The organism is Shimia sp. R9_2 (assembly GCF_017743735.1).
Classification (GTDB): Bacteria; Pseudomonadota; Alphaproteobacteria; order Rhodobacterales; family Rhodobacteraceae; genus Shimia.
In genome coordinates, this window is record NZ_JAGHRO010000002.1 from 263142 (window position 1) to 277490 (window position 14349).

15 protein-coding genes are annotated in these 14349 nt (G+C 60.1%); all 15 read right to left on the reverse strand.

What is annotated here, in order from left to right; all coding sequences use genetic code 11:
- Window positions 1–101: 101 nt before the first annotated feature.
- Complete coding sequence (locus tag J7400_RS05875) at window positions 102–530, reverse strand: secondary thiamine-phosphate synthase enzyme YjbQ (RefSeq protein WP_209060736.1); 429 nt, start codon at window positions 528–530, stop codon at window positions 102–104.
- Window positions 531–581: 51 nt separating this feature from the next.
- Window positions 582–992: a hypothetical protein gene (locus J7400_RS05880; RefSeq protein WP_209060737.1), complete on the reverse strand. Its 411-nt coding sequence runs from the start codon at window positions 990–992 to the stop codon at window positions 582–584.
- A 49-nt stretch (window positions 993–1041) separates the two neighbouring features.
- Window positions 1042–1452, reverse strand: coding sequence for a hypothetical protein (locus J7400_RS05885; protein ID WP_209060738.1), 411 nt, complete (start codon window positions 1450–1452; stop codon window positions 1042–1044).
- A gap of 139 nt (window positions 1453–1591) precedes the next feature.
- Window positions 1592–2011 (reverse strand): hypothetical protein, encoded by a 420-nt coding sequence (locus J7400_RS05890; protein WP_209060740.1) that lies wholly within the window; start codon window positions 2009–2011, stop codon window positions 1592–1594.
- A 154-nt stretch (window positions 2012–2165) separates the two neighbouring features.
- On the reverse strand, window positions 2166–2444 hold the full coding sequence (locus J7400_RS05895; protein ID WP_209060742.1) for an HlyU family transcriptional regulator: 279 nt from the start codon (window positions 2442–2444) through the stop codon (window positions 2166–2168).
- A 3-nt stretch (window positions 2445–2447) separates the two neighbouring features.
- Window positions 2448–4436: an RNA polymerase sigma factor RpoD gene (rpoD, locus tag J7400_RS05900; protein ID WP_209060744.1), complete on the reverse strand. Its 1989-nt coding sequence runs from the start codon at window positions 4434–4436 to the stop codon at window positions 2448–2450.
- A 141-nt stretch (window positions 4437–4577) separates the two neighbouring features.
- Window positions 4578–6551, reverse strand: a complete 1974-nt coding sequence (dnaG, locus tag J7400_RS05905; protein WP_209060746.1) for a DNA primase — start codon at window positions 6549–6551, stop codon at window positions 4578–4580.
- A 25-nt stretch (window positions 6552–6576) separates the two neighbouring features.
- Window positions 6577–6924: a hypothetical protein gene (locus tag J7400_RS05910; RefSeq protein ID WP_209060747.1), complete on the reverse strand. Its 348-nt coding sequence runs from the start codon at window positions 6922–6924 to the stop codon at window positions 6577–6579.
- A gap of 35 nt (window positions 6925–6959) precedes the next feature.
- Window positions 6960–7505 carry a sarcosine oxidase subunit gamma gene (locus tag J7400_RS05915; protein WP_209060756.1) on the reverse strand — a complete coding sequence of 182 codons (546 nt, stop codon included), beginning with the start codon at window positions 7503–7505 and terminating at the stop codon, window positions 6960–6962.
- Window positions 7498–10425: a sarcosine oxidase subunit alpha family protein gene (locus J7400_RS05920; RefSeq protein ID WP_209060758.1), complete on the reverse strand. Its 2928-nt coding sequence runs from the start codon at window positions 10423–10425 to the stop codon at window positions 7498–7500. Before J7400_RS05920 ends, J7400_RS05915 begins: the two co-directional genes overlap by 8 nt.
- Complete coding sequence (locus J7400_RS05925) at window positions 10422–10709, reverse strand: sarcosine oxidase subunit delta (protein ID WP_209060760.1); 288 nt, start codon at window positions 10707–10709, stop codon at window positions 10422–10424. The genes J7400_RS05920 and J7400_RS05925 overlap by 4 nt, the downstream gene beginning before the upstream one ends.
- Window positions 10706–11251: a hypothetical protein gene (locus J7400_RS05930; RefSeq protein WP_209060762.1), complete on the reverse strand. Its 546-nt coding sequence runs from the start codon at window positions 11249–11251 to the stop codon at window positions 10706–10708. Before J7400_RS05930 ends, J7400_RS05925 begins: the two co-directional genes overlap by 4 nt.
- A gap of 39 nt (window positions 11252–11290) precedes the next feature.
- A complete protein-coding gene (locus tag J7400_RS05935; protein WP_209060765.1) occupies window positions 11291–12547 on the reverse strand; it encodes a sarcosine oxidase subunit beta family protein in 1257 nt (418 codons plus the stop codon).
- A gap of 153 nt (window positions 12548–12700) precedes the next feature.
- Window positions 12701–13594, reverse strand: coding sequence for a hypothetical protein (locus tag J7400_RS05940; protein WP_209060767.1), 894 nt, complete (start codon window positions 13592–13594; stop codon window positions 12701–12703).
- Window positions 13595–13750: 156 nt separating this feature from the next.
- Entirely contained in the window at window positions 13751–14347 is a 597-nt protein-coding gene (locus J7400_RS05945) for a DUF6151 family protein (RefSeq protein WP_209060769.1), read from the reverse strand.
- Window positions 14348–14349 lie beyond the last annotated feature (2 nt).

Consider the following 14349-nt stretch of genomic DNA (forward strand, 5'->3'; position numbering starts at 1 on the left):
GCCCCAATATCGGCCATAGGGGGAAAAGGCTTTTTTCTTTCCCGCTGCATCTCTTACGTCACTGTGGTATACAGAGACCTGAGGCAAGAGAGCTGATCCAATCATGCACTGAAATGCGCCGTCACACGTCTGCTGTGCGGCGCATTTCTATGTTCAAAGAGATAGATCCCCTGCCAGGTGCCCAACGCGGGCGCCCCGCCACTCACAGGAATGGTCAGCGACACCGGCATCATCGCCGCCTTGATATGCGCGGGCATATCATCCGGCCCCTCATAGGTGTGGGTCAGATATGACATCGACGGATCGCTGGTCGGAGGCACGAGGCGGTGAAAAAACGCCTGCAGATCGCTCTGCACCTCAGGATCGGCATTCTCCTGTATGAGCAGACTGCAGGAGGTGTGGCGCACAAAAAGCGTGAGAAGACCTTGCTCTGCCTCAGCCCCAAGTGCCGCAACCCAGCGCGTCACATCGCGGGTAAATTCATAAAGTCCCGGGCCACGGGTTGTGATCTGAAACTCAGTTTGCGGCATGTTCAGCCCTCTTATGCGTGACACGCAGATTGCCCCGCCCACGGGCAAACTTCAATCATCTGAGCTTGTTGCCAGATCTCGGCAGCTCCGGCGGGCACGCCCAACAGTCGCTGAGGCACCAAGCTCTGGCCCCCAAGAGGCCGCGCGTCCAGTGGCGCCTTCTGTCCGCGCAGGTGGTGTGAGCGAAAACTGAGCCGCATCCGGTGATTTCGCAGTGACGCCCGGCCCTGCCCCACCGACCACATAAACCAGCGCCGTGTCAGGGGCATCCAGCGCGCGCCGCGCGTAATTGCCAGCCCCGCACCAAAAATCTGACGCCCGCCCGGCCGGGCGCGCCAGCACCTCAAACACGGCTTCATTGACCGGATTCACCCGCACGCCATTACGGGTGACAAAAGCGCTGGAGCCAGTGCCTTCGCAGGCCATCAGCGCCAGCGGCAGCACAAACTTAAAACCACGCATCACACACACCTTCGCACACTGCTTGGGCCGTTCTCAAACGACACATCCTTTAGAAGGAAACATCAAACTGCGTGCGGTTACAACGTCCACGCGCATCTCCCACAAATCGGGATTGGCCGAGCCTCGGCCCCCAACGGGTGTCGCGACCGGTAGCACTCTCCACCTGCGCGGCAGGCTTAAGCGAAAACTGCGCCGCAGTCGGCGCCTTCATTGTCACCGCTTGCCCTGCGCCGCCGACAACATAGACTTTGGCGTTGGACGGCGCACCGAGCGCGCGGTGGGCATATTCACCGGCCCCGCACCAGAGTTGGTTCTTCTCGTTGCCGGGGCGTGCGATGACTTCAAACACATCCCTATTCACCGGATTCACGCGTGTGCCGCCAGCGGTCACAAAGCCACCGTCACCCAATTCGGCACATCCAGCCAAAATTATCAGTGACACCAAAAAGCGTTTTACCATACCAGCATCCTTTCGAGCAGCTTAAGTCCCGTCTTAGCGCAAGCATGAAGTGCATCAAGGTCTATTTTGGCGGCGCCCCCCGAAGGCGTGCTTGCAAAACTGTCAGGCAAATCAAACTGGCCCCAAGCTCTGTCCAGGGTTAATTTGAAAAGAAATCCACTCGGCGGACACAGCGATAGCGCGCATCGCCAACAAATTCATCCTCGCCGAGATCAGGCCCCCAGGTGCTCTGACGTCCGGTCGCGCCACTGGCTTGCCCCGGTGGCAGGAGCGAGAACTGCATCGCATTAGGCGATTCGACCACGGTGCCCGGGCCGGCCTCACCAACAACATAAATGCGCGCATTCGCAGGAGCTCCCAAGACACGACTGGCATATTCACCCGCTCCGCACCAGAACTGGTTGATCTCATTACCCGGACGCGCGGTCACCTCAAACACATCCTGGTTCACCGAATAAACCCGGGCTCCGTTGGAAACCACAAAACCACCATCGCTGCTGGTCGTTGTTGCTTCACATGCCGCCAAAGCGGCCACCATAACCAAAGAAAAACGTTTCATTTTCGAACTCTACGTGCAACGCCCACCCTCTGTGGCAGACACTTTCAATCTAGTTGTTAACCCCAAAACTTGAAAGACCGCCGGCAAACACCGACGGTCACATCATTTTTTTCAGTCTTCATTGAACAAAATCGCAAAGACCAAGGACAGATCGTCAGAACAGGTGATCCCCCATCTGATCGATCATCTGCTTGGCCTTATTGACAGACGCCTCTTTCGCCTCATTGAGGTCCCGGATCACATCGGCTCGAATAAGCGTGTGCGTCTTGGCTTCGCCGTTCACCGTTTTGTCGATACGCGCAGAGATCCGGTACTGACCGCCCTCTTCAATTGGCAGCGGCGTGATCGCAAATCCTTTGTAGTCCACCTGTTGCGGCGGCTCTTCGGGCTTTGCCCCACCACCGCCGCCAAACAGGGTCTTCCAGAACGACACGGCTTACTGATCCAGGAAGGAGCGCAGCTTACGCGAGCGGCTCGGGTGCTTCAGCTTGCGCAGCGCCTTTGCCTCGATCTGACGGATACGCTCACGGGTCACGCTGAATTGCTGGCCCACTTCTTCCAGCGTGTGGTCGGTGTTCATGCCGATGCCAAAGCGCATCCGCAGAACACGTTCTTCACGTGGGGTGAGGCTTGCCAGCACGCGGGTCGTGGTTTCCTTGAGGTTCTCCTGAATGGCGCTGTCCAGCGGCAGCACGGCATTCTTGTCCTCGATGAAATCACCCAGCTGGCTGTCTTCCTCATCCCCGATCGGGGTTTCCAGAGAGATCGGCTCTTTGGCGATCTTCATCACCTTGCGCACCTTCTCAAGCGGCATCTGTAGCTTCTCGGCCAGCTCTTCCGGAGTAGGCTCGCGGCCAATCTCGTGCAGCATCTGACGGGAGGTCCGCACCAGCTTGTTGATCGTTTCGATCATATGCACCGGAATACGGATGGTGCGCGCCTGATCCGCGATGGAGCGGGTGATCGCCTGACGGATCCACCATGTGGCATAAGTCGAGAACTTGTAGCCGCGGCGGTATTCGAACTTGTCCACCGCCTTCATCAGGCCGATGTTGCCTTCCTGAATGAGGTCAAGGAACTGCAGGCCACGGTTGGTGTATTTCTTGGCAATCGAGATCACCAGACGCAGGTTTGCCTCGACCATTTCTTTCTTGGCCTGACGCGCCTCTTTCTCACCTTTTTGCACCTGCTGAACGATGCGGCGAAATTCGGAGATATCCAAACCAACATACTGACCCACCTGAGCCATGTCGTTGCGCAGCTCCATCACCTTGTCAGAGGAGCGCTCCATGAACATCTGCCAGCCACGGCCGGACTTTTCGGACATGTCTTCAAGCCATGTCGGATCAAGCTCGCGGCCACGGTAGGCTTCGATGAACTCACGGCGGTTGATGCGCGCCTGGTCGGCCAGCTTCACCATGGAGCTGTCGATCTGCATTACACGGCGGTTGATGCCGTAGAGCTGGTCAATCAGCGCTTCAATACGGTTGTTGTGCAGGTGAAGCTCGTTCACCAGCAGCACGATTTCCGCACGCAGCTTCTGATAGGTGGCTTCGTCCGCCTCAGAGAACGAGTCGTCTTCGTTCAGGGTCGCGGAGATACGCGCATCCTGCATGTCGCTCAGTTGGGCAAAGTCACGGGCGATGATGTCCAGCGTTTCCAAAACGCGAGGCTTCAGGGCCGCTTCCATCGCCGCAAGCGACATGTTGGCCTGTTCGTCCTCGTCATCATCATCGTCTTTGGCAATCGGGTTGCCGTCCGCATCGAGCTCCTGCTCCGCTTCCTGTTTCGGCGCGGTGGTCACATTGGCGGCTTCAGCGACGGGCGCGGCATCGTCCTCGTCGTCATCGTCGCCCATCTGGTTGCCAAAGGTGGTTTCCAGATCGATCACATCGCGCAGCAGAATGTCTTCGGACAGAAGTTCGTCGCGCCAGATGGTGATCGCTTGGAAGGTCAGCGGGCTTTCGCAAAGCCCGGCAATCATCGTATTGCGGCCAGCCTCGATGCGCTTGGCAATCGCGATCTCGCCTTCGCGGCTCAGCAGCTCAACAGAGCCCATCTCGCGCAGGTACATACGGACAGGGTCGTCCGTGCGGTCGAGCTTTTCGTTGCCGCCACTGGCAAGCGCCACGCCACGGTTGGCCGAAGAGGTGTCCACAACAGCGGTGGATTTCGCCTCTTCTTCTTCGGCTTCCTCATCCTCGATGATGTTGATGCCCATTTCAGACAGCATCGACATCACGTCTTCGATCTGCTCAGAGCTCACCTGATCGGGCGGCAGAACCTGGTTCAGCTGATCGTAGGTGATGTAGCCCTTCTCCCGGGCCTCGGCGATCATCTTCTTGACGGCGGCCTGGCTCATATCGAGCGAGATTTCGGCGTCCTGATCGGCGGGCTTCTGGTCGTCGGTGTCCTTGGCGGCCATTAAGTGCTCCTGCAAGTTCGGGCTGAAGGTGATTCGCTAGCGTCGAATCAACCGTTACACGGGGTGATTCGCAACCCCACAAAGCCCGTTTTCTTCATCTGTTGCTCACAAGGTAGAATCGACACCCGACTCGCGCGGAAATTATCCGCGTCGAGGTGGCTTCCCGCCCCGTGAAAAATCAATGTTTTCAGCCAGCGCATCCAGCGCCGCGCGTTCCTCTCTGTCGATCGGTGCGCCGTTGGCTCCGACCGCATAATCGCCGCCTTCTTCGTCCTGACTTGAGATTTTGGCCTTGTTGCTGTCCTCTGCGGCCTGTCCCAATCGCCACGTTACAGTTTCATCTGTCAAAGAATGCGCTTCTTCTTCCGCCTCTGCGATCTCCTGCCGTAAGCCTCGTTCAGCTTTCAACTTGTTGAGTTCTTCTCTCAAGGTTTTGCGCGCAAGCGCGGTGTCGCCGGCACGAAGAACTGCAGGGGTAATCGCCACATGGGGTTGGCGCAGCAGGTTTTCAACCGCCTCCGGGCCCAGATATCCCTCAATATTGGCGCGCGGATCCGGCGTATTGGCAAATTGCATCAGCGCATCGCGCATCCGGGCGTTGTCCTGATCCAAACAATCCATGCTCTCGATCTCGTATTCGAAATCATCCAGCATCTCGGGCGTCATCAGGGCCACCGCCAGCACCACGGCCTCGCGCACACGTTGCTCCACCGCGCCTTCGCTGGCGGCCAGCATCGAGACTTTGGTGCGCGCCTGTACCGTCGGCTGCGCGTTCCAGCGCCCGCGCTGAAAACCGCCGCGCTTGCCGCCGCCTGCCCCGCCGCCACGCTGAGGGCGGAAGAGCTGAAAGCGCAGCTCTTTGATCGCATCGCCGTAATGGCTGCGGATCGACGGGTCCTGGATCAGTTTGATCTTTTCGCGCAGGGTCTTGTCGAGCGCCGCCTTGCGCTCCGGGCTGTCAAAAATCTTGCCTTCGATCTCGCGCTGCCACAGCAGGTTGACCATGGGCATGGCCCCATCCAGCACCTTCTGCACCGCACTCGCTCCTTTGGCGCGGATCAGATCATCCGGATCCTGCCCCTCAGGCATAATGGCAAATCGCAGGCTCTTACCTGCCTCCAGCAGCGGCAGCGCCAGATCAATCACCCGCATCGCGGCGCGCAGCCCCGCCTTGTCGCCATCCAGCGCGATGATCGGCTCATCAGAGATGCGCCACAAAAGCTGCAACTGGTTCTCGGTCACCGCGGTGCCAAGCGGCGCAACCGACGCGCCAAATCCCGCCTCGCTGAGCGCGATCACATCCATGTAGCCTTCCGCCACAATCAGCGCCTGCCCTTTGCCAGCGGCCTCGCGCGCGGGGCCGTGGTTGTAGAGACTGCGCCCCTTGTCAAACAGCTCGGTCTCAGGCGAGTTCAGATATTTGGCATTGTCATTGGGGTCCATCGCGCGGCCGCCAAAGGCGATACATTTGCCGCGCGCGTCCCGAATGGGAAACATGATCCGATTGCGGAAGGTGTCATAAGGCTTGCCGCCCTTGGTCGAGGGTTTGGCAAGCCCGGCACCAAGGATCAGATCCGGCGCGACACCTTTGCCGGTCAGATGATCCCACAGCCCCTGCCAGCCCTCCGGCGCAAAACCGATGCCAAACCGGTCCCGCGCCTCCTGAGACAGCCCGCGCCCATCCAGATAGGCCCGCGCCGCGCCGCCTGCGCCGGTGTTAAGCATCAGACGGAAATGCTGTGTGGCCATCTCCATGACCTCAGCAAGCTGCGTGCGCCGATCCGCCTTTTGCTGGGCTTGCGGATCGCGTTTGGGCATCTGCATCCCGGCCTCTTCGGCCAGAATTTCCACCGCTTCCATAAAGCTGACGTTTTCCGTCTCGGTGACAAACTTCAGCGCGTCACCCTTGGCGTGACAGCCAAAGCAATAGTAATAGCCTTTGCGGTCATCCACATGAAAAGACGCCGTTTTTTCATGGTGAAATGGGCACGGCGCCCACATGTCACCCTTGCCCTGATTGGATTTGCGCTGATCCCACATAACCTTGCGCCCCACCACTTGCGTGATGGAGGTACGGCTGCGCAGTTCATCAAGGAATCCGGGTGGCAAAGACATGGGTCAGATCACATCAGACAGAGGGTCAGTTGGAAACGGACTTCTGCAATTCCTGTATCTGATCCCAATTGTCCAGACACTGCTGCTCAATCTGTGCGCCCAAATCGATCTTTTTGAGATCGCGCCGCTTCGCCTCATACACAATCGGGGCAAACTGCGGGATCGCCACATTGTAGCTTTCTGGCCAGCTCGGGTTGTTGGCCTTCAGATGCTCCTGCAAGTCGCGCTCCTTCACGCGGTCCAGGCGGGCCTTCTGAATGGCTGTCATCACCGCGCCCTGATAGCCGCAGACCTCTTCTTTGTTGTCTGCCGCAACGGCCGCCGTTCCCATCATCGGGCCCAACGCCGCAAACGCCAAAATATACCGGACCATCCCCACTCTCCTGAATCACTTCTGATCCGGAGAGATTACCCCCGTGCTCCCAAGCTTTCCATCGCTGTTATCAGCTCGTGAACCAGGGTTTTGGCCATCGAGCGGAACGCCATGATCTGAAAGCTGCTGTCGCCCACCCGCGTGATCGACACGGTCATATGCCCCAAAAGCGTGCGCACAGTGTGCCCGCGCTTAAAGTTCTGGGGGCGCAGGTCCACCGGCACAAGCCGTGCCAGCACATCTGCACCCTGCTCTCCTTCGAGCCTCACAACCGCCCAGGCGTCGCTCTGATCGGTCATCGCCGCGAGCCCGCTGAGATCCGCCGCCAGCGCAGCCCCCATCAGAAAGGCCTGCCCGCGTCCGCTCCAGATCAGTCGCTCACCAGCCCGTCCCGTGCTGCGGTTTGGCTTGGGAAAGCTCAGCTTGTGGGTCACCATAAGCGCCTCATCAACTGCTGCCGCCTGCCCCTCCAGTAGCGCAATCGAGGTGATCTGCCCTGCCTCAGCCTCTTCAATGCGCATGTCACCAACCCGTTTGGGCAGCAGGCCTTCGCAGGCGGTTTTTGCTTTCAATTCAATCACGCAACCGTCCTCCGTCAGCATCAAAAAACACCGGATCACAGACCTTACAGCGCGCCGTCACGCCCCGCAGATGATCCACCATCATCACCTCCTCGCCATGACGCGCGCGCCCATTGCGCAAAAACGCCAACCCGAGGAAACTTTCCAGCGTCGGCGAATAGCCCACCGAGGTGGTGTAGCCCTGCTCATTTTCGCGCACAGGCTCCGCTTCAGGCGCAAACAGATGCGCTCCCGCCGTCAACTGCTTCACCGGCCCCACCGGCATCAGGCCAACCAACTGCTCACGTTCCTCACCCCAAAGCCCGGGCCGCTCGCTCATTGTTTTGCCGATACAGTCTTTCTTCTGGCTGACCATACGCTCCATGCCGATGTCAAAGGCCGTGACCCGCCCGTGAATTTCCGCATGGGTGATGAAGCCCTTTTCGATGCGCAGCACATTCAGCGCTTCCAAGCCATAGGCCCCTCCGCCCAGCGCCTCGGCTTGGGTCAGGAGCGCGTCAAACAGGCTGGCGCCATAGCGCGCTGGCACGGCGATTTCATAGGCATGCTCCCCGCTGAAAGAGATCCGGAACAGTCGCGCCTCAATCCCGCCAATCGGCACGGAACCGCAGGCCATGAAGGGGAAATCGCTCTCCTCCAACGGCGCATCCAGCACCTCATCCAGCAGCGCGCGCGCCTTTGGTCCGGCCACCGCAAACTGCGCCCATTGCTCTGTGGTGCTGATCATCGCGAGATCCAGCTCCGGCCGCAGACACTGATGCACATATTCCAGATGGCGCATCACCGTGCCCGCAGCTGCGGTCGTGGTGGTGATCACATAGTGGTTTTCCCCCATGCGCGCGCAGGTGCCGTCGTCCATCACCGTGCCGTCTTCCCGCAGCATCAGCCCATAGCGCACGCGCCCCGGCTTCAATGTGCTCATGGTGTTGGTGTAAACAAAATCCAAAAACGCAGCTGCATCAGGGCCTTGCACGTCGATCTTGCCCAATGTGGAGACATCACAGATGCCCACCGCGTTGCGCACCATGGTGACCTCGCGATCACAGCTTTCGCGCCACTTCACCTCTCCGGCGGTTGGGAAGTAGCTTGGGCGGTACCAAAGCCCCGCCTCAATCATCGGCGCCTTGGCCGCGATGCTGGCCGCATAGCCGGTGGTGAAACGCTCCGGCGCAAAGCCTTTGCCCTGCGCCCCTGCGCCCATGGCGGCAATCGTCACCGGCACGAACGGCGGACGATAGGTGGTGGTTCCGGTTTCAGGAATGCCCCGTCCGGTCACATCCGCCAGAATGGCAAGTGCGCCGATGTTGGAATTCTTGCCCTGATCAGGTGCCATACCCTGCGTGGTGTAGCGCTTCATATGCTCAACAGACTGGAAATTCTCCTTCGCTGCCTGCTTCACATCTTTCACGGTCACATCGTTCTGAAAATCGAGCCAGGCGCGTCCGCTGCCTGCGACGGCCCAATGGGCCTTCAGCGCATAGGGGGCATCTTCTGCCTCCGGTGTTGCCACCTCAGAGGCATCAAGCCCAAGTTCCGCCAGCACATCACGCGCCGCTGCCGCGCCCTCTGTCAGCGCGCCATGGGTCGAGAATGTCCCCTGACAGGCCCCCGCGGTGCGCAATCCCGGGATTGCGCCGGGCACCGGCACAAAGCTCTCGATCTGACGGCTCCATTCCGGCCGCCCGTTCATGTGACAGGTCAGATGCAGCGTCGGGTTCCAGCCACCGGACACTGCCAGACAATCGGTGCGAATTTTTTCCTCACCGCTCACCGTGCGATAGGTGATGCTTTCCAGCGCCCGCCGACCACCCGCGTTGCAGACCTCAGCCCCCGGGATCACGCGATAGCCCTCTCCTTCCGGCCCGTCATGGCGCGTGTCCAGCACCGCGGCCACATGTGCCCCGGCGCGGATCAGATCGCGTGCGGTGCGGTGGCCATTGTCGTTGTTGGTGAACAGGGTGATCGCCTTGCCCGGCGCCACGCCATAGCGGTGCAGATAGGTGCGCACCGCCGCCGCGCCCATAATGCCGGGGCGGTCATTGTTGCGAAAGGCGATGGGCCGCTCAATCGCTCCGGCACAAAGCACGGCCCCTTTGGCCACGATCCTCCAGAAACATTCGCGGGGTTTGTCGCTGCGTGCAGGCCCGTCCACGATCCGCTCCAACGCGCCGTATGTGCCTTGGTCATAAGCGCCCGTCACCGTGGTGCGTGTCATCAGCCGCACATTGGGCATCGCCGCCAGCTCCGCCACCGCCTCTGCAGCCCAATCCGCGCCCGGCATGCCGCCGACCTCTTCGTCCTCACCGTTGAGCCGCCCGCCCATGCGCAAATCTTCATCCGCGAGGATCACATCGGCCCCCGAGCGCCCTGCGGTCAGCGCCGCCATCAACCCCGCAGGACCCGCGCCAATCACCAGCACATCGCAGAACGCATAGGCTTTCTCATAACGCTCTTCACAGTTCCGCCCACTCAGCGCGCCAAGCCCCGCCGCGCGACGGATCATCGGCTCATAAAGCCGCTCCCAAAAGGCGCGTGGCCACATAAAGGTCTTGTAGTAGAACCCCGCGCCCAGAAACGGTGCGGCCAGATCATTCACGGAGAGCAGATCCATCCCCAGCGTCGGCCAGCGGTTCTGGCTGAAAATCTCCACCCCCTGCCGCGCCGGGATCATTGTGGCGCGCAGGTTGGGCTCCTGCCGGGAGCCACGCCCCAAGGTGACCAGTGCATTGGCCTCCTCAGAGCCTACCCCCATAATCCCGCGCGGCCGGTGATATTTAAAAGAGCGCGCCACCAGCTTGATATCATTGGCCAAAAGTGCCGAGGCCACGGTGTCGCCTTCAAAGCCGCTGACCGGTGCGCCGTCAAACTGAAAAGTTACCGGCTTGTCGCGGTTGATCTGCCCCTTGCCCGCAATCCTCATGCTTCCGCCTCCTCTTGGAGCGCCTGTTTGGCGTCGCGGGCCAGCGTCACATCGTAGATCTCATGGGTGATGGTGTTGCGCCGCACCACAAGCCACGCCCCACAGCCCGCCTCATGCTGCCACAGATCGCGGGTCTCCCCCGCCGGGTTGTCGCGGTTGTGGAGATAGTCATCCCACACCTCATCGCTGGCCTCCGGCGACGGCCGCTGGAGCGCCACCGCGTCGCCCATATAGTAAAACTCGCGCCGGTCACGCGCGCCACACACTGGACATGTCAATCTCATTTGCTGTCCCCCGTATCGCTTGGCCGCTCTTGCGGCGGCACCCCGTCACGCACCAGCAGGGCACGTACGCCCGCACATTGGCGCGCATCTGCGCGGTAGAGTTTGTATTTGACCGCTTGGTCCGGTTTCTCCGCCAAATCTGCCGCGCCACCACAGCTGCCGGTTTGGCCAACCATAAAGTAATTTGTCTGGATGGTGATGGCGTCGCCCGTGTCCCGTACGACTTGAAAGCGGCCTCCGTCACAATCGACCACGCAGGTCGGACCACCTTCAAACTCATAGCACAATGCCGATTGATTCAGCACCTGCCCCGCATGGCGTGTGCCTGCCACATGGCCTTGCGCGGCAAACCCAACCTGCACCATGGCAGATTTGTTTTCGAACTGATTTTGGTAAACCCAAAGCTGCATCCAATCCACAACCTGCTGGGGTTGAGATGCCAAATGCGCGTCTGAATAGTCCCGCACATAACAGCCCTCAGGCAACCCATCCGCCAATGCAGGTCCAGCCAAAAGCGCAGTGGTCAGGGCCATCGTTTTCATTGCAGTCTTCATTGCTGCCCCCCTCAGTCTCAAAATATTTCAGTGCAAATTGTGCTGAGAGCCTGTGCCCTCTTCATCCATGATCCCGACACCAGTGCGGAAGCGATCGAGCCGGAACTTTGCCGCCACCTCATGGTGCTGGTCCGTGGCCATCAGATGCGCCATACACCAGCCAGAGGCCGGCACCGCCTTGAAGCCGCCGTAGTTCCAGCCGCAGTCGATATAGAGCCCCTCGATGCCCTCCATCTTGTCTATGATCGGAGAGCCATCCGGCGTCATATCCATGATCCCACCCCAGCTGCGCAACACCTTGGCTTTGCCGATCATCGGCATCAGCGTCATGCCCGCCTCCATGACATGCTCTTTCATTGGCAGATTGCCGCGCGCCGCATAAGAGGCGTAAAAATCGAGATCCCCGCCAAAGACCAAACCGCCTTTGTCAGACTGACTGATATAGAAATGCCCCATGCCAAAGCTGATCACATGGTTGATCACCGGCTTCAGCCCTTCGGTCACAAAGGCCTGCAGCACATGGCTTTCCACCGGCAGACGCCGTCCCGCCATCGCCGCCACCTGCCCAGAGCGTCCCGCCACAATGATCCCCACCTTCTTGGCACGGATCGCGCCACGGGTGGTCTGCACCCCTTTGACAACGCCGCCTTCGATATCAATGCCGGTGACTTCGCAATTCTGCACCAGATCGACCCCGCGGTCTGATGCGCCCCGCGCATAGCCCCAGGCCACCGCATCGTGGCGCGCGGTGCCGCCGCGCGGATGGTACAGCCCGCCGTAGATCGGGAACCGCGCCTGTTTAAAATCCAGATAAGGCAGATGTTTGCGCACGCCTTCACGGTCCAGCAGGATCGCATCATCGCCCTGATTGACCATCATATTACCGCGCCGCACAAAGGCATCGCGCTGCCCGTCACTGTGGAACAGATTGATCAGCCCGCGCTGGGAATGCATCACATTGTAGTTCAGATCTTCTTCCAGCCCCTCCCAGAGCTTCAGGGAATGGGAATAAAACTCGCTGTTGCCCTGCAGGAAGTAGTTCGCGCGCACAATCGTGGTGTTGCGCCCCACATTGCCACCGCCGAGATAGCCTTTCTCAAGCACGGCAACATTGGTCAGACCATGGTTCTTGGCGAGGTAATAGGCAGTGGAAAGTCCGTGCCCACCGCCACCGATGATCACCAGATCATATTCCGGCTTGGGCTCTGCATCCCGCCAATGGGCCTGCCAGCCCTTATTGCCGCGCAAACCTTCCGCGAGCACTTTCAGCCCTGAAAACCGCATGATCCGCCCCCCTGTTTCGTCACATCTCTCTGGCGCACAAAACCGCCATTACAGACCAAGACATGTCTCTGCGCACACATCCTCAGCCCGCATGAGCATACCATGCGGCGCAAGATTTTTGATTGCAATCAAGGATGTCCTTACTGCGACGTTTCAGAACGCCAGCGACACAGCAATGCCCAGCAATGGCGCAGTGTCATAGCTCTCTTTGCGCACCGTGGTGCCGGCGGCATTTTCCACCTCCAGCTGCCCGTCAAATTCCGCTCCGGCAAAGACCGCAAAGTTCATCGAAGGGCGCGGTTTGTAGTTCAGACTCACCACCACCGGCACGCTTGTGTCCTCGCCTGCGCCTCCGGGTGTCGTGCCACGATCTGACAGCGCAAAGCGACTGCTCTCCCGCCGCGCCGAAAGCGTCACCCCCCAGTCGTCATCCAGCGCATAGCGCAAAGACAGCCCCGGCCCCTGCGAGGCTCCAAGCGTCGGCCCGGTCGTGAGGCTGAACCGGTCAGAGATCTGCCAGTCAAGCAGCAGAGCTGGAAAGACATCGACATCCTCACTGCCCACGCCTTCAAAGGCACCGATGGCCGGGCCAATCGTCAGCCGGTCGTTCAAGGACCAGCTCACACCGGCAAAGGCCCCTGCCGTCACGCCGTCATCCGATCCGGCACCGGTTTCTGCACGCTCCCGCAGCGTTGGCGCCACAAACCAGTTCATGCCATTGCGGTTGCGGCCCGCAAAGGTCAGCGACAGGCTGTTCTCCCGGATGCGCCCCCAGGGGGCCGCTGTGTCAAAGTCATAATCGGTCTGCCCAAGCGTGGCTGACAGGCCAACGCTCAACCCGTCGGCGCGCCGATTGAACGACCCAAGCCGCAGATATCCCCGCTCCGCCGAAAACGCGCTGCCGGAGGACAGATCAGAGTCGCCTTGTGAGAGATAAGCACTTTCGAGCTGAAACACCCAACCTTCCGGCGCGGCCTCATTGCCCTGCGCAAACGTCTGAGACGCCAAACAGGCCAAAACGGCAATGGTGCATGTTGCTCGGATCATTTCAGGTCACAGTCTCCATAAGCCCTTTAAAGGCTCTACGCATGGTTCAGTACGAAAGATCAGTCTGCGTGGTTTAGGATAGCACAGTATCTCTAAAATACTAATAAAAGTGCTAAATCCTGCGTGAACACAGCGAGCGGTGCCTTGGGTATGCCTTCACGGCGTGGCGGATTTGCGCTCTTCTTTGGTCAGCACACGGGGTGTCACCACCGGCGCACCGGCGGTGTCAAACAGCGGCGTCTGCTTCACCTGCCCCCGCATCAAAGCGCTGAAGTGGCGGGCCAGCACCTGAAACCCCGCACGGTTGAACCCGTATTCGCGCAACCGCTCCGCACCCATGGGCGCATCCTGCGTGCGCACCACCGCAATCACCTTGCCAATGGCCTTGGCAACCTCAGCGCCCTGCATCGCCGGAACCCAGATCCCGACAAAGGCCAGCTTGGTGTGCGGCAGGCAATTGAACAACGGCGTGTCACAACACCCCGCATACCATCGCATCAGACCTTTGGGCGAAAGCCGCAAACAGGACAGATGCTCTTCCCCCTTGGTGATCTGCAAATGCGCAGGGGTGGTCTGGAAAATGTCGCTGCCGCCGCGCGGCAACAACTGATCTTCTGCGCCCAGCACGCGCGCGGCGGTTTGGCAGTCCGTGCAGTGACATTGCACATGTGAGCCCATACGCGGGCTCACATCTTTGAGTACGGCACCAAACCGGCCGCAGCGGCACCCGATATCCAGATCGACGGGCGCCATGC